This is a genomic window from Planomonospora antibiotica (genome assembly GCF_014647955.1).
In the GTDB taxonomy this organism is placed as follows: domain Bacteria; phylum Actinomycetota; class Actinomycetes; order Streptosporangiales; family Streptosporangiaceae; genus Planomonospora; species Planomonospora parontospora.
Map to the genome: position 1 here is coordinate 16,695 of NZ_BMQE01000030.1, position 18,624 is coordinate 35,318.

Below are 18,624 nucleotides of genomic sequence, written 5' to 3' on the forward strand. Positions count from 1 at the left end.
ACGAGCATCCACCGCACGGCTCCGGCGAGCCGTCCCGTCCCCTGCTCGGCGGGGGACGGGACGGATCATCCGGCTGCCGCACCCGCCGCCGGGGTCAGGAGTACGGCGCTCAGGAAGGCCGCGCCGAGGAAGGCGGCGGCGACCAGCAGCGCGGCCGGGTAGCCCACGGGGATCGCGAGGGCGCAGAGGCCCACGCCCAGCGCGCCGCCGAGCATGCGCAGCGACTGGAACAGGGTCATGGCCCGGCCCATCACCTCCGGGGCGACGTCGTCGAACGCGGAGATCTGGACCGCCGTCACCGCGTGCCCGAGCACCAACCCCACCGAGAACATGATCGCTCTCAGCGTCCAGGGGCCGGGGGTGGTCAGGGCCAGCGCCGCGAACAGCGCCGCGCCGCCGAGCAGGCCGAGCGCCGTCACCCGCCGTTCGCCCCACCGGGCGCAGACCCGGTCGACGGCGAATCCGGCGGCCATCAGCCCCAGCGCCTCGGGGAAGAGCACCAGCCCGGCGTCCGAGGCCGAGGCGCCCAGCGCGTCCTGGTACATCAGCGGGAAGACGAAGAGCATGCCCATCAGGCCCGCCGCCGCCAGGGACGCCGCAGCCGTGCCGCGCAGGAAGCCGCGGTCCCTGAGCACCCACAGGGCCAGCAGGCCGCGCAGGTCGAACCGGCCCGCCGTACCGGCTCCGGGGGAGGGGACGCGGACGGCCGCGAGTCCCAGGAGCACCGCGGCCACGCCGAGGGGCACGTTGAGCAGGAACGCCCACCGCCAGGAGAGGTGGTCGGTCAGCAGCCCGCCGAGGACCGGGCCCAGCGCGGGCGCCAGCGCCGTCGGCACGACGATGTAGCGCGAGAGCCGCATGCGCTCCTCGGGGGCGTACGCGGTGAACAGCATCGTCATGCCGGCCGGGGTCAGCACCCCGCCGCCGACGCCCTGCAGCACCCGGAAGCCCACCAGGGAGTCCAGGTTCCAGGCCAGCCCGCACAGCGCCGACGCCGCGGTGAACAGCGCCAGCGCGGCGAGGAACACCCGTGCCGCGCCGTACCGGTCGCAGAGCCACCCGGCGACCGGCATGGACACCGCAAGGCTGGCCAGGAAGGAGCCCTCCACCAGGTTCGCCGCGGCCGGGCCCACGCCGAGGTCGGCGGCGATGGAGAACAGCGCCGGGTTGACGATCGTCGCGTCCAGGCCGTTCATGCACATGGCCGTCACGTAGACGGCCGGTACGGCCCACCGCGCGGCCCGGCCCGCCCCCGCCGGGGAAGCGGCCGTCGCCACGGCGTCGCCCGCCGGGCGGTCGTTCGGAGAACCGGGCTCGTTCAACGGGTCAGGCTCCGGGGACGCAGGTCGGTCCAGTGCGCGGCGACGTAGGCCAGGCAGGCGGCGCGCGCCTCGGGGCCGAAGCGGACCGCCCAGCCGTCGGGGACGGCGGCGAACGACGGCCAGATGGAGTGCTGCTCCTCGTCGTTGGCCAGGACGAGGAACTCGCCGTCGGGGTCGTCGAAGGGGTTCATCGGTTGCGCTCCCGGAGTCGGGCCGCGACGATCGCGCCGATCTCGGCGATCGGTCCCGGCCGGGTCATGTCCTTGTGGCTGCAGGCCACGTCGTGGGCGTCGATCATGCCGCTGACGTGGGGCCGCCAGGTGTTCGGGGTGAGGGTGTCGTCGATGGTGTCGACGGTGGCGCGGAAGAACAGCACGTCGCCGTCGAACACCCGGGTGTCGAGCTCCCGCACCAGGCGGTTGGTGTTCAGGTAGAGGTCCCGCAGCGAGCGGAGCGTCTCCACCGGCAGGCCCGCCAGCGGGCTGCCCTCCCGGCGCAGCACCTCGATCGCGCCCTCCAGCGTGGACGCGGCGTCCGGCGCGAAGCCGCCCATGGTGAGCAGCGCCTCCAGGGCCTCGGCCTCGTCGGAGGGCGGCAGGTCCCGCATGCCCTCGGCGGGGTAGGCGTCCAGGATCGCCAGCGGTGCGACGCCCTGTCCGGCCAGCCGGAGCTGCACGGCCATCTCCTGCGCGATGATGCCGCCGGTGGACCAGCCCAGCAGGTGGTACGGCCCCTCGGGCTGGACCTTGCGGATCTGCGCCACGTAGTCGGCCGCGAGCTCCCGCAGCGAGGAGGGCAGCGGGTCGTGGCGGGCCTGCAGGCCGTAGATCGGCCGGTCCGGCAGGTGCCGGATCAGGCCGCTGTAGCACCAGCTCAGCCCGCCCGCCGGGTGCACGCAGAACAGCGGCGGGGCCGAGCCCGTCTCGCGCAGCGGCAGCAGCACCGCCAGCGGGTCGACGCCGGTGCCGCCGTCCTCGCCCTGGACGAGGGCGGCCAGCCCGGCCGGGGTGGGCGCCTCGAAGAGCGCGCCGATGGTGACCTCGGCACCGAGGACCTCCCGGATCCGGGAGACCAGCCGTACGGCGAGCAGCGAGTGCCCGCCCAGCTCGAAGAAGCCGTCGTCGGCGCCCGCCCGGGGCAGGTCGAGCACCTCGGCGAAGAGCCCGCAGAGCGTCTCCTCCAGAGGGGTGGCCGGAGGCCGTCCCTCTGCGGCGGGCGCGGCGGGCGCGGGCAGCGCCCTGCGGTCGAGCTTGCCGTTGACGGTGAGCGGCAGCGCGGGGATCTCCACGACCGCCGAGGGCACCATGTAGTCCGGCAGCGCCTGCGCCGCGAACCTGCGCAGCTCGGCGGCGTCCAGCACCGCGGCCGGCACGGCGCCCGCTCCGCGGGTGTCCGCTCCCTGAGCGGCCGTCTCCTGCACGGTGCCGTCCGCACCGGACGCCGTGGTGGCGGGCGCGGCGGTGGCGGGCGCGGCGGCCGGTACGGCGTAGGCGACCAGGCGCCGGTCGCCCGGCCTGTCCTCGCGGACGATCACCGCGGCCTGCCCGACCGCGGGGTGGCGCAGCAGCGCCGCCTCGATCTCGCCGGGCTCGATCCGGAAGCCGCGCACCTTGACCTGCTGGTCGGCGCGGCCGACGTAGTCGAGGGTGCCGCCCGGCCGCCAGCGGGCCAGGTCGCCCGAGCGGTACATGCGCGAGCCGGGCGGGCCGTACGGGTCGGCGACGAACCGCTCGGCGGTCAGCTCCGGCCGGCCGAGGTAGCCGCGGGCCAGGCCGGCGCCGGCCACGTACATCTCGCCCACGACCCCCGGCGGCACCGGCTGCAGGGTGCCGTCCAGCAGGTAGACCCGCAGGTCGGGAATGCCGCGGCCGATGAGGCTGCCCTCCCGGTGGCCCGGGGAGAGCGGCATGTGCGTGACGTGCACGGTCGTCTCGGTGATGCCGTACATGTTGACCAGCAGCGGGCCGCCGCCCGCCGGGCCGGGCTCGTGGCCGGGTCCGGCGGGGCCGGGCCTGCGGGCGTACCAGTCCGACAGCCGGGCCAGCTCCAGCGCCTCCCCGCCGAACACCACGTACCGCAGCGCCAGCTCGCGCCCGTCGTCGGCGGCGACCAGCTGGTAGAACGCCGACGGGGTCTGGTTCAGCACCGTGACCCGCTCGCGCTCCAGCAGGGCGAGGAAGTCCTCGGGGGACCTGCTCACCTCGTAGGGGACCACGACCAGACGCCCGCCGTACAGCAGCGCGCCCCACAGCTCCCACACCGAGAAGTCGAAGGCGTAGGAGTGGAAGAGCGTCCACACGTCGCCGGGGCCGAAGCCGAACCAGTGGTCGGTGGCCGACAGCAGCCGGACCACGTTGTGGTGCGTGACGAGCACGCCCTTGGGCCGGCCGGTCGAGCCGGAGGTGTAGATCACGTACGCGGCGTTGCCCGGCGCCGGGGACCGCTCGGGGTCGTGGTCGAGCCAGTCGTCCAGGTCCTCCAGCCAGCCGGGGTCGACCACGCAGACCGGTGCGGCGTCGGAGATCATGTAGTCGAGCCGGTCGGCCGGGTAGGTCGGGTCCAGCGGCAGGTAGGCGGCTCCCGTCTTGACCACCGCGAGCAGCGCGGCCACCAGGTCCGCCGAGCGGGGCAGCGCGAGCGCCACGATGCGCTCCGGCCCCGCGCCGTGCGCGGCGAGCTTGTGCGCCAGCCGGTTGGCCCGCGCGTTCAGCTCGGCGTAGGTGAGTTCCCGGTCGGCGGCGGTGACGGCCACGGCGTCCGGCGTGCGGCGGGCCTGCGCCTCGAACAGCTCGGGCAGGGTGGCGCCGGGCGTGCTGACCAGGTCGCCGTTCCAGTCCTCGATCAGCGTCCGCCGCTCGGCCGCGCTGAGGATGTCGAGCCCGCTGACGGGCCGGTCCGGGTCGGCGACGGCCGCCTGCAGCAGGCGGACCAGCCGGTCGGCGATGGAGCGGGCCGTCCCGTCGTCGAACAGGTCGGCGCTGTACTCCAGGAAGCCGGAGCCGGACCGGTCGAGGTTGAGGGTCAGGTCGAACTTGGCGGTGCCGGTGTGCACCACCTCCACGCCCGGAGCCGGGGCGTCCTGGTGCACCAGCATCACCTGGAACAGCGGGTGCCGGTTGCGGGCCCGGGGCGGGTTGAGGACCTCGACCAGCCGGTCGAACGGCGTCTCGGCGTGGTCGAAGGCGGCCAGGTCGGCCTCCTTCACCCGCCGGAGCAGCTCGGTGAAGGCCGGGTCGCCGGAGGTGTCGGTGCGCAGCACGAGCGTGTTGACGAAGAAGCCGACGGCGTCGTCCAGCGCGCTGTCGCTCCGGCCCGCCACGGGCGTGCCGATCGGGATGTCCGTGCCCGCGCCGAGCCGGGTGAGCAGGGCCGCCAGGGCGGCGTGCAGCACCATGAAGACGCTGGCGCGGTTCGCCCGGGCGAGCGCCTCGATCCCGGCGGTCAGGCCGGGGTCGAACCGGACGGGGACCGTACCGCCCGCGCCGCTCGACACCGCGGGGCGGGGCCGGTCGGCGGGCAGTTCCAGGCGGTCGGGCAGGCCCGCGAGGGTCTCGGTCCAGTGGGACAGGTCGGTGTCGGGCAGCTCGCGCTGCCAGAGCGCGTAGTCGGCGTACTGCACCGGCAGCGGTTGGAACGCGGGCGCCCGGTGCGCCCTGCGGGCCTCGTAGGCGGTCAGCAGGTCGCGGACCAGCGGCTCCGTCGACCAGCCGTCGCCGGCGATGTGGTGCAGGACCAGCACCAGCACGTGCTCCGCGCCGTCCCCGTCACCGCTCCCGTCACCGCTCCCGCCGCCGGTCCCGCTCCGGCCGCCGGTCCCGTCCCCGTCGCGGCCCCGGAGCAGGTGGGCCCGGAACGGGGTCTCGGCCGCCAGGTCGAACCCGCGGCGCGCGACGGTCCGGACGGCCTCGGCCAGGTGCTCGCCGGGCTGCCAGACGGGCAGCGGCACCGGTCCGGGTTCCAGGATCCGCTGGCAGGGCACGCCGTCGCGCTCGGGGAAGACCGTGCGCAGCACCTCGTGGCGGGCCACCAGGTCGCCGAGCGCGGCCTCCAGCGCGGTACGGTCCACCGGGCCGGGCAGGTGCAGCGCGATGGGGATGTTGTAGGTCGGGTTCGGCCCCTCGATCCGGTACAGGAACCAGAGCCTGGCCTGCGCGGACGAGAGCGGGACCGGATCGGGCCGGCGCCGGGGCCGCAGCGGCGGCCGGGCGGTGTGGCCGGAGGGCAGCCGGGTGACGAGCCCGGCGGCCGTGGGGACCTCGAAGATCGTCGCGATCGGCATCCGGACGCCGAAGGTCTCCCTGATCCGTACGGCCAGCCGCGCGGCGAGCAGCGAGTGGCCGCCGAGCTCGAAGAAGCCGTCCTCGACTCCGGCCCCGGGCACGCCCAGGACCTCGCGGAAGAGCTCGCGCATGGCGTGCTCGGAGGCGTTCTCCGGTTCCCGGCTCCGCCGCGTCGCGGCGTCGACCTCGGGCAGGGCCGCCCGGTCCAGCTTCCCGCTGGGGGTGCGGGGCAGCGCGTCCAGCCAGGCGACGGCCGAGGGCACCATCCCGGCCGGGAGCCGGGACGCGGCGAACTCGCGCAGCTCGGCGGTGTCCTGGCCGGTGTCCTGGCCGGCGGGCTGGCCGGCGGGCTGGCCGGCGGGCACCGCGTAGGCGACCAGCCTGCCGCCGCGGACGGCCACGGCGGCGGCGGAGACGCCGGGGTGCTCCTCCAGCACGGCCTCGATCTCGCCGGGCTCGATCCGGACGCCGCGCACCTTGACCTGGTCGTCGGTGCGGCCGAGGAGTTCGAGCCGCCCGTCGGCGGTCCAGCGGGCCCGGTCGCCGGTCCGGTACAGGCGCGAGCCGCCCGGCCCGGCCACGAACCGCTCGGCGGTCAGCTCCGGGCGGCGGAGGTAGCCGCGCGCCAGGCCGTCCCCGGACAGGTACAGCTCGCCCGCGACCCCGGGCGGGGCCGGTTGCAGGGCGTGGTCGAGCACGTGGGCGCGGGTCCCGAGGGTGGGGCCCTCGGTGCCGTCGCCGAGCCGGGTGTAGGCGTCGACGGTCGCCTCGGTGGGGCCGTAGTGGTCGACCGCGAGCGCGCCGCTCTCCCGCAGGCGCCGCCAGAGCGGTTCGGGCACGGCCTCGCCGCCGACCACGACGATCCGCGGCGGCGCCGCCAGCAGGGCGGGCATCTCCTTCAGGTGGGACGGGGTCAGGTCGAGGTAGTCGATCTCGCGCTCGCGGACGCAGGCGGTCAGCGCCTCGGGGTCCCGGTAGGTGTCGTCGTCCAGCAGGTGCAGCTCGTGCCCGCCGACCATCCACAGGACGGGGTCGAGGGAGGCGTCGAACGAGAACGACGCGGTGTGCGCCACCCGCAGCCGCTCACCGGCCCGCTCGCCGGAGGGGAACAGCCGCTCGCGGTGGCTGGCGAGCAGGGCCGCCAGGCCCCGGTGGGTCGCGACCACGCCCTTGGGGCGTCCGGTCGACCCCGACGTGTAGATCACGTACGCGGCGTCGTCGGGGCGGGGGAGGGGGAGAGCGGCGCCGGGCGGGGAGTCCGCGGGTTCCGCGGCCAGCCACTCCGGGGTGACCACGATCGACGGCCGCGCGTCGGCGAGCATGAACTCCCGCCGGTCGGCCGGGTAGGCCGGGTCGACCGGGAGGAACGCGGCGCCGCTCTTCAGCACGGCGAGCAGCGCCACCACCAGGTCGGCCGAGCGGGGCAGCTCCAGCGCCACGATCCGCTCCGGCCCGGCCCCTTCCCGGACCAGCCGCCGGGCCAGCCGGTCGGCCCGGTCGCCCAGCTCGCCGAAGGTCAGCTCCTCGCCCGGGCAGACGAGCGCCCGCTCGCCGGGCGTCAGCCGTACCCGCTCGTCGAAGACCTCGACGACGGTGGGCTGCGCGGCGGCCGCGGCAGGGGGTGCGGCGGTCACGGCGGAGGACGGCGCGGACGCGGAGGTCGCGGCAGGGGGCGCGGTGACGGGCGGGGCGGCGGGGAGGAGCGCGGCGGCGGGCAGGGCCGCCCCGTCCTCCCCGGTGAGCAGGGACAGGCGGCCGACCGGGGTGCCGGGCGGGACGTCGGCCAGGGCCGACAGGAGCCGGGCCAGCCGCCGGGCGTGGACGGCGAGGTCCCGCTCCGAGTAGAGGGCGGCGTTGCCGTCGAGTTCGAGCGTGAGGCGGTCGCCGTCGAGCAGGAGCGCCACGGCCAGGTCGTCGACGGGTCCGGCGGCGAGGTTGCGCACGGTGGCGGGGAACGGGCCGAACTTCACGTCGGACGCGAACGGCTTGATGTTGAGCAGCGGGCCGAACAGCGCCCGCGCGGAACCGGACAGGCCGAGGTCGCGGCGGAGCTCCTCGATCCGGTACCGGGAGTGGCGGCGGGCCTCGGCCATCCGCCGGGCCGTCTGGCGGACCAGGTCGCCGAGGGGGACGCCGGGGCGCACGTCGAGCCGGAGCGGGAGCACGTTGACGGTCAGGCACGGCACCCGCAGGGCGGCGCCGGACCGGTTCATCAGCGGCAGGCCGACCAGCACGTCGGTGCTCCCGGTGAGCCGCCCGAGGTAGACGGCGACCCCGGCGGCGGCCACCTCGGCCCAGGTCGTCCGGGTCTCGCGGGCGAGCGCCTCCCAGTGCCCGGTGGCGGGCAGCTCCTCGCGGTGCCGTACGACCTCGCGCGCCGAGAGCGCGGGCGCGCCCGCCAGGCCCGCGGGCTCGGGGGCGCCGTCCAGCAGGCCGAGCCAGTAGGCCCGGTCCCTGGCGTGGCGCTCGGAGCCGAGGTAGGCGGCCTCCTCCTCCAGCACGGGCGCCAGCCCGCCGAACGGACTCGGGCCGCTCGGCAGGCCGCCGTCCAGCGCGCTGTAGATCTCCGCGACCCGGGCGACCAGCATCGACATCGCGTAGGCGTCGATCAGCAGGTGGTGCACGCGCAGGTACCAGGTGAACCGGTCGTCGGCCAGGCGCAGCAGGGCGTGGCGGGACAGGGAGCCGTCGGCGCCGCCGTCCACCGGGTCCACCGGCGTGCGCACGTCGGCGCGCATCCACGCCTCGGCGGCGGCGTCCGGGTCGGCCTCGCCGCGCAGGTCGAGGACGGTGATGGAGTCGCGCAGCGAGTCGCACTCCGGCAGGTACTGGGCGGGTTCCTCGGTGAAGCGCAGGCGCAGCGGCTCGGCCTCGGCCAGGCCGCGCCGGAGCGCCCGCTCGAACAGCGCCGGGTCGAGCGCACCGTGGACGTCGACCCGGTCGGCGGTGTTGTAGACGGGGTTGCCGGGATCCAGCCGCTGGGCGAACCAGATGCCCGCCTGCGCCCCGGTGAGGGGGAAGGTCTCGGAACCGGGCCCGACGGCACCCGGCCCCACGGCATCCGGCCTGGCGGTGTCCGACCCGGCTGTGCTCGGCCTGGCGGTGCCCGGCCCGGCGGGACTCGACTCGGAAGCGCTCAACTCAGCAGCTCCGCCCAGGCCGCGACGGTGGGCTTCTCCGCCAGGTCGGCGAAGGTCAGCTCGACGCCCTCGCGGCGCCACCGCTCGATCAGGGTCATCACCCGGATGGAGTCCAGCCCGGCGTCCATCAGGTTCTCGTCGAACTCCAGCTCCTCGGGGTCCACGTAGAGCAGTTCGGCGATCTCGGCGCGGAGCCGTACGGCGGTCTCAGACACCGGCCACCTCCCGGGTGAGGGCGCGGCTGAGCTGCCGGGTGGTGACGGTGACGGCGCAGCGCTGGGCGGCGTAGTCGAGGGCCATCCGGTGGTGCTCGGCGGAGAAGTCGGCGACCGCGTCGGCGACCACGAACGGCTGCACGTCCCGCATGAACGCCTCGCAGGCGGTCATCAGCACGCCGATGTGCGCGTAGATCCCGCAGACGATCAGCTGGTCGCGGCCGAGGGAGCCCATCAGCTCGGCCAGGCCGGTCCGCTGGTAGGCGCTGTAGCGCCACTTGGTGAGCAGCACGTCGCCCTCGCGCGGCGCCAGCTCGTCGACGATCCGGGCGTCGTGCGGGTCCGGGCCGATGCCGTCGCCCCAGAAGTCGAGGAGCAGGCCGCGCTGCTCGGCGCTCTGCCCGCCGGGCTGCGCCGAGTAGACGACGGGCACGCCCAGCGCCGCGCAGTGCTCGCGCAGCGCCAGGACGTTGGACATCAGCTCGACCAGCGGCGACTGCCCGGGGGTGAAGGCCCGCACGAAGTGGTTCTGCATGTCGTGGACGAGCAGGACGGCACGGCGGGCGTCGGGGCGCCACTCGACCCGGTTGGCGGGCAGGTCGTCCGGCATCGGGTACGGCTGGATCTGGGGGATCGCCATGGTCTGTCAGGTCCTTTCGCGGAGGTGGCGCTTGCTGACCTTGCCGACCGCGGTCTGCGGGAAGGCGTCGACGAACTCGAACCGGTCGGGGATCTTGAAGGCGGCGATGCCGCGGTCCCGCAGGAAGGCCCGGAGCTCGGCCTTCTTCGGCGCCTCGCCGCGGCAGATCAGGTAGGCGCAGGTGCGCTCGCCCAGGTAGGGATCGGGGACGGCGACCACGCTGGCGTCGCGGACCGCGGGGTGGGCCAGGAGGTGGTTCTCGACCTCCTCGGCGGCGATCTTCTCGCCGCCCCGGTTGATCTGGTCCTTGGCCCGGCCCTCGACGACGAGGTAACCGCCCTCGGTGCGCCGGACGATGTCACCGGTCCGGTAGAAGCCGTCTTCGGTGAACGCCGTCCTGTTGTGCTCCTCGGCGCGCCAGTAGCCGCGGATCGTGTACGGCCCGCGGGTCAGCAGGTGGCCGTGGTCGCTCTCGTTCCCGTCGTCATCCAGGATGAGGATCTCGTCGTCCGGCGAGATGGGCCGGCCCTGGGTGGAGACGATCACGTCCTCGGGGTCGTCGAGCCGGGTGTAGTTGACCAGCCCCTCGGCCATGCCGAAGACCTGCTGCAGCGTGCAGCCCAGCTCGGGGCCGACCCGCTTGGCCGCCTCCTCGCTGAACTTGGCCCCGCCGACCTGGAGCACCTCCAGGCTCGACAGGTCGTGCCCGCCGGACGCGGCGGCGTCCATCCAGACCAGCGCGAGCGGGGGGACCAGCGCGGCGATGGTGACCCGCTCCCGCTCGATCAGCGGGAAGCAGGTGCCGGGGCTGGGGTCGGGCGCCAGCACGCTGGCCGCTCCGGCGCTGAGCGCGCCGAAGACGCCGGGGGAGCTCATCGGGAAGTTGTGCGCGGCCGGCAGCGCGCACAGATAGACGCTGTCGGGGGTCAGCTCGCAGATCTCGGCGCTGGCCCGGAAGCTGTAGATGTAGTCGTCGTGGGTCCGCGGGATCAGCTTGGGCAGGCCGGTGCTGCCGCCGGACAGCTGCAGGAAGGCGAGGTCGCCGGGGCCGGGGCCGGGCAGCTCCACCGGGTCGGCCTCCGACAGGCCGGCCAGGTCGGCCAGGGTGAACGCGCGGGTGCCCGGGGCGTACGCCTTGTGCTCCTCGTCCGGGCAGACGTAGGCGGCGGCCTCGGTGAACTCGCAGAAGTAGGAGATCTCCGCGGAGCGGTGCGCGGGCAGCGCGAAGACCGGGAGCGCGCCGATCCGGAAGAGCGCGAAGCAGACCTGGTGGAACTCGGGCACGTTCGGCAGCTGCAGGACGACCCGGTCGCCGTGCCGGATCCCGGCGGCGTGCAGCCCGGCGGCGAGCCGGTCGGCCCGCTCGTCCAGGTCCCGGAAACTCCACCGGGCGGCCGGGGAGCCCGGGGAACCGGGGGAGATCAGCGCGGGGCGGGGGCCGTACCGGGCGGCGAGGTCGCGCAGCAGGCCGCCGAAGGTCTCGCCCCGCCAGTATCCGGCGGCTCGGTAGCGGGCGGCGACGTCGTCAGGCCAGTGCATCGGTGTTCACTCCCAGGGCTCGCAGCATGGTCCGGAACTTGGCGGAGGTCTCGGCGAGCTCCCCCTCGGGGTCGGAGCCGGAGACGATCCCGGCGCCCGCGAAGAGCCGCAGGGTCCGCTCCGCCACCTCGGCGCAGCGGAGGGTCACCGCCCACTCGCCGTCGCCGGCCGCGTCGGTCCAGCCGACCAGGCCGGTGTAGGCGCCGCGGTCGAACGGCTCCAGCTCCTCGATCACCCGCCGGGCTTCGGCGCGGGGCGTCCCGCACACGGCCGGGGTGGGGTGCAGGGCGGCGGCGAGCGCGAGGACGGGGGTGCCGGGGTCGCGCAGCACGCCGGTGACGCGCGTGGACAGGTGCCACATCGTCTCGGTGGAGGTCAGCTCGGGGGTGTACGGCACCTGCAGGCGGGCGCAGTACGGCTGGAGCGCGTCGGCGACCGCCTCCACGACCAGGCGGTGCTCGTACAGGTCCTTGGCGGAGGCGGTCAGGGCCTCGGCGCGGCGGCGGTCCTCGGCGGGGTCGGCGCTGCGGGCCGCGGAGCCGGCGAGGGGGTTGGAGAGCACGGTCCGGCCCCGGCGCGAGACGAGCAGCTCGGGGCTGGCGCCGATGAGGGTGCGGCCGCCGGGCAGCGGCGCGGCGAAGGACAGGTCCCGTCCGGCCAGGGGGCGCAGCAGGTCGCGCAGGCCGACGGGCTCGTCGCAGTCGAGTTCGAGGGTTCGGGCGAGGACCACCTTGCGCAGGCCGTCCGGGTCGTCGTCCGCCGCGCTCCGGAGGATCTCCACCGCCCGCCGCACGGCCTTGCGGTAGTCCTCCGGGGCCGGGACCGGCCGGACCCGCCAGCCGTCGCGCGGGGCCGCCGCGACCGGCTCCAGCGGACCCGACCAGGTCGCGGCGGCGGGGACGACCAGGTGCGCCGCGCCGTCGAACCCGATCGCCCCGGCCGCCAGTCCGCTCGCGGCCCTGCCCGCCGCCTCGGCGGCGGTTCCGTCGGCGGTTCCGCTCGCCGCGCTGCTCGCCGTACCGTCCGCGCCGAGCACGGCCGCCACCCGGTCGGGCAGGGAGCCGAGCCCACCGCCGACGACGGTGCGCACGCCGCGGGTGAGCAGCGTGCCGCCCGGCGAGGAGAAGAGCACCGACTCGCCGGGTGCGTATCCCGCCAGCGGATCCGCGGCGGTTGTCAGCGAATGCATCGAAGTCCAATCTGGTCGGGCGCGGAGGCCGCGCCGCCGTCGGCGGAGGGGGCCTGTCCGGTCGGGCGCGGAGGCCGCGCCGCAGCCGGAGAGGGGTGCTGTCCGGTCATGTGCGGAGGGTCGCGCCGCCGTCGACGAGGAGGTCGTGCATGGTGATGTGCCTGGACCGGTCGGAGACGAGGAAGAGGACGGCGTCGGCGACGTCGACGGGCTCGGCGACGCGGCCGAGCGGGATGCCGACCCGGAAGGCGGCGGGGTCGCCGTCGAGCACGGCGCTGCGCGCGTCCTCGGGATCGCGGTCCCCGGCCAGCGCGCGCAGCATGGCGGTGTCGGTCGAGCCGGGGGAGACGACGTTGCAGCGGATGCCGTGGCGGGCCAGCTCCAGGCCGAGGCAGCGGGTGAACATGGCCGCGGCGGCCTTGGAGGCGGCGTAGGCGGCCATGCCGACCCGCGGCACCGAGGCGGCGTTGGAGCCGACGGTGACGATCGCGCCGCGCCGCCGGGGGGTCATCCGGGCGGCGACCGCGCGGGAGGCGTGGAAGACGCCGTCGGCGTTGACCGCGAAGGTCCGCCGCCACCGCTCGTCGTCGGTCTCCGCGGCCCGGCCGGGCAGGAGCACGCCCGCGACGTTGACCAGGATGTCGATCGGGCCCAGATCCCGCTCGACGGCCGCGACCGTCTCCTCGACCGCGCGCGGATCGCGCACGTCCAGCCGGTACGGCGTCGCGCCCTTGAGTTCCTCCGCGGCGGCGGCGTCCGGAACGCCCGCGGACTCCGCCGGCGCGGCGTCCAGGTCGGCCGCGGCGACCCGCGCCCCCGCCCCGGCCAGCGCGGCGCAGACCGCCCTTCCGATGCCTCCGGCCGCCCCGGTCACCAGGGCGACCCGGCCTCCGATCCCGTCCACTCCACGACCTTCCGATTAGGTTAGGCATGCCTTATTAAGGAAAGCCTTGCCTAATTTGATACTTCTGTGGTGATCTGTCAAGTCGTGTCGGAGACTTCTGGTGCCGTGTGATGTCAGGGTGACGTGACGTGGTGCATTCACGATGGACGCTGGAGTGCTCCGTTCCGCAGTCCCAGGAGGCAGATCATGAGCACGTCCGCTCTCTACCGCGCACACACGAAGCATTCCGGCTGATGGATCGGCCGGTGTGGTTGCTCGACGTCGACGGTGTGATCAACGTCGCCCGGCCCGGTTGGGGCGACGCCCCGCGCAGCGGCACCGCTTACTCCGGTGGCGGCGCCTACCGCATGCGCTGGGCGCCGGCTCTGATCGACCGCATCCGCGCACTGCATCGGGCGGGCGGCGTCGAGATCCGCTGGTGTAGCTCCCGGTCGGTGAAGCGCACCCGTGGCGTCAGTCTTCGGACTCCACCTGCTGATTCCGATCATGTTCGAAGCGGGCGACCAAAGAGGCGCTGAACCGTTTCGCCCCCGCCGCCGCCAGGTAATGCATGACATCCAGCGGTGTCAGCTTCGGGCCGGATCGTCCGGTCGCGGCCGACTGCTCGCGGATCACCCGGTCGATCGTCCCGGGTTCCCGGTCCAGCAGGTCCAGGAGGAAGTCGTCGGGATGCTGGACCTCGATGCCGTGGAGATCACAGGACTCGTCGGGAAAGTCCCGGAGGTTACCGAAGGTCCGCAGAAGGCCTCGGCCTTCAGGCCGGGGATGAATGCGGTCCCCGTCAGGGGATGGTCCGCCGCCAGGCGGGACATCCCGGAGCGTGAAACGCGGACCTGCATGCGTCAGGCCGGGCGGCGCTGCTGCTCGATGTAGGCCTTGACGACGGTCAGTGGAGCTCCGCCGCAGGAGGCAGCGAAGTAGCTGGGCGACCAGAAGTGGCCATGCATGATGGCGTGGTCGATCCGGCCGGTGAACTCCTTGCGCAGGTAATGCGAGGAGACGCCCTTCAGCGAGTTGACCAGTTTGCTGATGGCGACCTTGGGCGGGTAATGGACCAGTAGGTGGACGTGGTCGTCTTCGCCGTTGAACTCACGTAGCTCGGCCTCGAAGCCGTCACATACCTCGATCATGATCTCTTCGCAGCGGCGCAGCATCACGTCATCGAAGACGTTCCTGCGATATTTGGTCACGAAGACCAGATGGACATGCAGCGCGGAAACCACATGTCTACCACGTCGGTATTCGGCCTCCTGAGTCATAGACCGGATGTTAGTGTGTTCGAGTCCGCGAGTGGCAGACGGGCCATCGGCAGGGCAGGGGAGGTGTTTCGCATGCTGACCGGACGCAAGTACCGGCTGGAACTCGACTTCGGGCAGAAACTGCTGGCCGAGCGGATCGCCGCCGCCTGCCGGGCGGTGTGGAACACCGCCCTGGAGCAGCGCCGCGCCTACCGCCGCCGAGGCGCGTTCATCGGCTACGCCGAGCAGTGCCGGCAGCTCGCCGACGCCAAAAAGGACTTCCCCTGGCTGGCCGAGGCGCCCGCGCAGGCGCTGCAGCAGACGCTCAAGGACCTGGATCAGGCATGCCGGCGGCACGGCACCTGGACGGTCCGCTGGAAGACCCGGACCCGCTGGCGGCCGTCGTTCCGGTTCCCCACCCCCAAGCACATCCCGGTCCAGACGATCAACCGCCGGTGGGCGCAGGTGTTCCTGCCAAAGATCGGCTGGGTGCGGTTTCGGCTGTCGCGGCCCCTGGGCGGGACCGTGAAGTCGGCGACCGTCTCGCGTGACGGCGCGCACTGGTTCATCGCGTTCCTCGTCGAGGACGGGCAGTGCACCCCGCAGGTCCATGCCCGCCCCGAGACGGCGGTCGGGGTGGACCGGGGCGTGATCACCGCCGCCGTCACCTCCGACGGGGAGTTCTTCGACCGCCGCCACGCCACCGCCACCGGCGTGTCCTGCCCCGAGCCGCCGAAGGAGGGCAAAGCCGAGCGGGCGGCCGAGCAGGGCTACCTGACGCCCGGCGAGACCGAACGGTACCTGCGGTTGCAGCGGCGTCTGGCCCGCGCGACGAAGGGCTCGGGTCGGCGCAGGCGGGTGGTGCGCGCCCTGGGTGTGATCATGGGGCGGGTCCGGCGGCGGCGGGCGGATTTCACCGCCCAGGCCGCGCACCGGCTGACCCGCGACTACGCGCACGTCGTCTTCGAGGATCTGAGGGTGCGGGGGATGACCGCGTCGGCATCCGGCACGGCCGAGGCGCCGGGCACCCGGGTGGCGCAGAAGTCGGGGCTGAACAAGGCGATCCTGGACAAGGGCTGGTACGGGCTGGAGGTCGCGGTGCGCGCCAAGGCCCGCTACACCGGCAGTCTCGTCAGTACGGTTCCGGCCGCGTACACGTCCCAGACGTGCTCGGTGCCGGCCTGCGGGTGGGTGGATGCGAAGAGCCGCGAGAGCCAAGCGCTCTTCCGCTGCACCGCCTGCGGGCAGGTCGAGCACGCCGATGTGAACGCGGCCAAATGCGTCAAAATCAGAGGACAGGCGGCCGGGCCGGTCGTCTCAGGGCGTGGAGACTGCGGGGGTGCCCGGGTCGGTGAAGCGTCAAGCACCCGTTCCACAGCGCGCGGCGCGCCCCGCGTTGCCGCGTGAGCGGCACGGGAATCCCCGTCCCTTCAGGGCGGGGAGCAGGTCAAAGGTGATGATCAGGTCGGCGTCGGCGTCGGCGTGGACCGCGGCCGCCAGGACGTGCCGGTCCTTGGGATGGTTGGTCATCTCAGCGATCAGCCGCTCGTAGCCGGTCACCATCGCGCTCTCGAAGGCCGCGTTCATGGCATCGACCCTCCTGCTGAGGACTTTCGGATCCACCGAGGGCAGATGCCGTTGTACCTCCGTGAGAATGTGGGGAGACCATCGCGGCTGGAGGAGGTTCTCCTCGGCGAGCCGGAGCAGCAGATCGCACAGAGCGTTGGGGATCAGTACGTTGGCATCCAGGATCGCGATAGTCATGCGCGGCCGTCACCCGGCGTCTGAGGACGGCACACCATAAAAGCCCGTGTCGACGGCATCGGCGGTCATCTCGTCCAGAAGGGCCTTCCTCCGGCGACTGCGCCGTTCCTTGTAGTCGAGAACCTCGTGCAGCGGAATGCGCCGGCTGTTGTTGGGGCGGGTGAAACCGATCTGCCCGTCGTCGAGGAGTTTGATCAGCGTCGGCCGTGAGACACCGAGCAGGTCTGCGGCCTCCCGGGTGGTCAGCTCCCGGTCCACGGGCACGATGGCCACGCCGCGGCCCGCGGACATCAACTCGGCGATCCGTACCAGAGCCGACTCGAGAGAGGGGGGGAGCTCGGTCTCCGATTCTCCTCGGACGAGCCGCAGTCGTGGATTTCCCTGCCGGTGCAGTGTGCGCGTCACTTTCTCAAGGGCGCCGGACTCCTCCGGGTCGGGCATCAGGGCATCAGTTGTGACTGTCATGCCGCACTTCTCCTTCCTGGGGCTCCTCGCCAGGATCGCAGCTCAAGTGCAAAAAGTGCAACCATGGTGTCGTGCTCCTCAGGAGGTGCGGACGGTCGTACGGCGGGCACGACAGGCGATCCGCCGCTCTAGCTCGACGTCCTCACAGCGGCGGAACCGGAGCTTCCGGCTGGTCCGGGAAGAGGAGGCCCCGGCTACGGCCTGCCCTGCCGCCAGGCCGTGACGGCCGCGGAGACCTGCCGGAGCACGAGCTCGGTCTCCCGCAGCGCGTCCTCGACGGGGACCGGCCGGTCCTGCCCGCCGCCGGGGCACGCGATCCGCCGTGCCCGCCGGAGAGGCCGTGCCGCCCGACGTGCCGCCAGGCCAGGGCGCACCGTGCACCGGGCCCGGCGGCCGGGGCGCGCCGCCCGCCGGTTCCCATGGCGGCGGCGCCGGGTCCGGACCGGGCATCGTCAGCGGACCCCGTTCCGCCGGAAGGACTCGAGGACCGCCTCGGTGACCGGGACGAGACCTGCGACGACCTCCTTCTGCGGCATGAGGACGGACTTCGGGTCGTTGATCCCGGTGCCCTCGGGGCGGTCGGAGCCGCCGAAGGAGACCTCGACCACGGTCGGGCCGGAGAGCACGACCGCGTCGGCCACCCCGACGTGCGCGCTGGGGGTCCGGTTCTTCCGGTACTGGTGGAACGCCCGCTCACCCCAGCCCTTGGGCTCGGTCACCTTGTACCAGAAGAGCCCCTGGAACCCGCTCCCCTCCCACTCCTTCGCCTCGGCCCGCCGGTCGATGTAGTGCTGCTTGGCCGCCCAGGAGTCGGGTTTCCCGACGCGGTCGACGAAGGTGGTGAAGGTGACGAAGACGCTGCGCAGCCGGTGCTTCCCCCCGGCGGGGATCTCCCGGTTGTTCCAGCGGCAGGTGACGGCCGTCCGGTCGCCGCTCTGCGTGCGCTCCGACTTGAGCGCCGCGCCCGGGACCAGCGGCGCCGCGGCCGGCGTCACCTCGGCGCAGACCTTCGGGAAGGCGATCTCCACCGGGGTGGGCGTGGGGGCGGGGGTCGGCGAGGACGTCGGCCGGGGGGCCGAGCGGGCGTACGGCCTGCCCTGCCGCCAGGCCGCGACCGCCTCGGAGACCTGCCGCATCAGGAGCTCGGCCTCCCGCAGCGCGTTCTCCTCGGTGACGGACTGCTTGCCCTCGTCGGAGAAGAGCGGGACGTCCTTGGGCTGCTGGTCGGCCTGGTACTCCACCTTGACGGTCACGTCGCCGACCCGGCCGAACCCCGTCCCGAAGGCGTACTTCGTCTTCCCCTTGGACCAGGTGTACTGGACGTGCGCCTCGTCGCCGGCGCCCTGGAGCTTGCGGACGGGGGAGTAGTAGTAGTCCTTCTGGGGATGGTTCTCGGCGTACCGGGCGGACTCGAGGTCCTGGCCGTAGTTGCGCCGGGCGACGGTGTCGGCGGTCTCCGTCCTCTCCCCCTCGTGCCGGGTGACCTTGACGTTGATCTGCCGGCTCCGGCGGTACTCGCCGTAGGAGTAGTTCATGTTCTGCCAGGAGCAGCTCCAGGTCACGTAGGCCGGTGAGGAGTCCCGGTTGTCGTTGGTGGAGTCGCTCACCTTCGCCTGGGGGACGAGGCGGTCGACGTCGACCCGGTCGAGCATGGTGCAGACGTCCGGAGGCCCCGCGGGACCCTGGGAGGCGGGGGCGGCCGGGGACGGGGCGGGGGCCGGGGCCCCGGCGGCGTTCAGGCGGCTCACCAGCAGGTAGGAGCCTCCGCCCGCGGCCACGGCGAGCGCGGTCACGCCCGCCACGGGCGGCAGCCACCGCCGGGGCCCCGGCGACGGAACCGGGGACGGGACGGTCGGCCCCCACTCGGCCGGTGCGGTGGCCGGGGTGGCGGGGGGCTCGGGACTGCCGGAACTCACGGGACCTCCTGT

At 74.0% G+C, this 18,624-nt stretch carries 14 protein-coding genes; 1 reads left to right on the forward strand and 13 read right to left on the reverse strand.

Annotated elements, in window-relative coordinates; translation table 11 throughout:
- Positions 1–65 precede the first annotated feature (65 nt).
- The 10 genes from IEZ06_RS24145 to tnpA all read right to left on the reverse strand — a co-directional run bounded on the left by IEZ06_RS24145 (position 66) and on the right by tnpA (position 14,488).
- Positions 66–1,322 carry an MFS transporter gene (locus IEZ06_RS24145; protein WP_203872151.1) on the reverse strand — a complete coding sequence of 419 codons (1,257 nt, stop codon included), beginning with the start codon at positions 1,320–1,322 and terminating at the stop codon, positions 66–68.
- Complete coding sequence (locus IEZ06_RS24150) at positions 1,319–1,513, reverse strand: MbtH family protein (protein WP_068897514.1); 195 nt, start codon at positions 1,511–1,513, stop codon at positions 1,319–1,321. Before IEZ06_RS24150 ends, IEZ06_RS24145 begins: the two co-directional genes overlap by 4 nt.
- Positions 1,510–8,742 carry a non-ribosomal peptide synthetase gene (locus IEZ06_RS24155; protein ID WP_229798609.1) on the reverse strand — a complete coding sequence of 2,411 codons (7,233 nt, stop codon included), beginning with the start codon at positions 8,740–8,742 and terminating at the stop codon, positions 1,510–1,512. The genes IEZ06_RS24150 and IEZ06_RS24155 overlap by 4 nt, the downstream gene beginning before the upstream one ends.
- On the reverse strand, positions 8,739–8,957 hold the full coding sequence (locus tag IEZ06_RS24160; protein WP_068897513.1) for a phosphopantetheine-binding protein: 219 nt from the start codon (positions 8,955–8,957) through the stop codon (positions 8,739–8,741). The genes IEZ06_RS24155 and IEZ06_RS24160 overlap by 4 nt, the downstream gene beginning before the upstream one ends.
- Entirely contained in the window at positions 8,950–9,597 is a 648-nt protein-coding gene (locus IEZ06_RS24165; protein ID WP_068897512.1) for an isochorismatase family protein, read from the reverse strand. Before IEZ06_RS24165 ends, IEZ06_RS24160 begins: the two co-directional genes overlap by 8 nt.
- A gap of 6 nt (positions 9,598–9,603) precedes the next feature.
- Positions 9,604–11,136 (reverse strand): (2,3-dihydroxybenzoyl)adenylate synthase, encoded by a 1,533-nt coding sequence (locus tag IEZ06_RS24170; protein ID WP_189238971.1) that lies wholly within the window; start codon positions 11,134–11,136, stop codon positions 9,604–9,606.
- On the reverse strand, positions 11,123–12,325 hold the full coding sequence (locus IEZ06_RS24175) for an isochorismate synthase (RefSeq protein ID WP_189238972.1): 1,203 nt from the start codon (positions 12,323–12,325) through the stop codon (positions 11,123–11,125). The genes IEZ06_RS24170 and IEZ06_RS24175 overlap by 14 nt, the downstream gene beginning before the upstream one ends.
- A gap of 106 nt (positions 12,326–12,431) precedes the next feature.
- A complete protein-coding gene (locus IEZ06_RS24180; RefSeq protein ID WP_189238973.1) occupies positions 12,432–13,229 on the reverse strand; it encodes a 2,3-dihydro-2,3-dihydroxybenzoate dehydrogenase in 798 nt (265 codons plus the stop codon).
- Between the two features lie 453 nt (positions 13,230–13,682).
- Entirely contained in the window at positions 13,683–14,162 is a 480-nt protein-coding gene (locus IEZ06_RS37905; protein WP_505852566.1) for a VapC50 family PIN domain-containing toxin, read from the reverse strand.
- A complete protein-coding gene (tnpA, locus tag IEZ06_RS24190) occupies positions 14,072–14,488 on the reverse strand; it encodes an IS200/IS605 family transposase (RefSeq protein WP_189238975.1) in 417 nt (138 codons plus the stop codon). The genes IEZ06_RS37905 and tnpA overlap by 91 nt, the downstream gene beginning before the upstream one ends.
- Positions 14,489–14,560: 72 nt before the next feature.
- Between tnpA and IEZ06_RS24195 the strand changes: the two genes are divergently transcribed.
- On the forward strand, positions 14,561–15,874 hold the full coding sequence (locus IEZ06_RS24195) for an RNA-guided endonuclease InsQ/TnpB family protein (RefSeq protein ID WP_189238976.1): 1,314 nt from the start codon (positions 14,561–14,563) through the stop codon (positions 15,872–15,874).
- On the opposite strand, the gene IEZ06_RS24200 is transcribed toward IEZ06_RS24195, so the two are convergent.
- The 3 genes from IEZ06_RS24200 to IEZ06_RS24210 all read right to left on the reverse strand — a co-directional run bounded on the left by IEZ06_RS24200 (position 15,827) and on the right by IEZ06_RS24210 (position 18,612).
- Positions 15,827–16,231: a PIN domain-containing protein gene (locus IEZ06_RS24200; RefSeq protein WP_189238977.1), complete on the reverse strand. Its 405-nt coding sequence runs from the start codon at positions 16,229–16,231 to the stop codon at positions 15,827–15,829. The genes IEZ06_RS24195 and IEZ06_RS24200 overlap by 48 nt on opposite strands.
- Before the next feature lie 9 nt (positions 16,232–16,240).
- Positions 16,241–16,672, reverse strand: coding sequence for a helix-turn-helix domain-containing protein (locus IEZ06_RS24205; RefSeq protein WP_189238978.1), 432 nt, complete (start codon positions 16,670–16,672; stop codon positions 16,241–16,243).
- 476 nt (positions 16,673–17,148) lie between these two features.
- Positions 17,149–18,612: a hypothetical protein gene (locus tag IEZ06_RS24210; RefSeq protein WP_189238979.1), complete on the reverse strand. Its 1,464-nt coding sequence runs from the start codon at positions 18,610–18,612 to the stop codon at positions 17,149–17,151.
- Positions 18,613–18,624 lie beyond the last annotated feature (12 nt).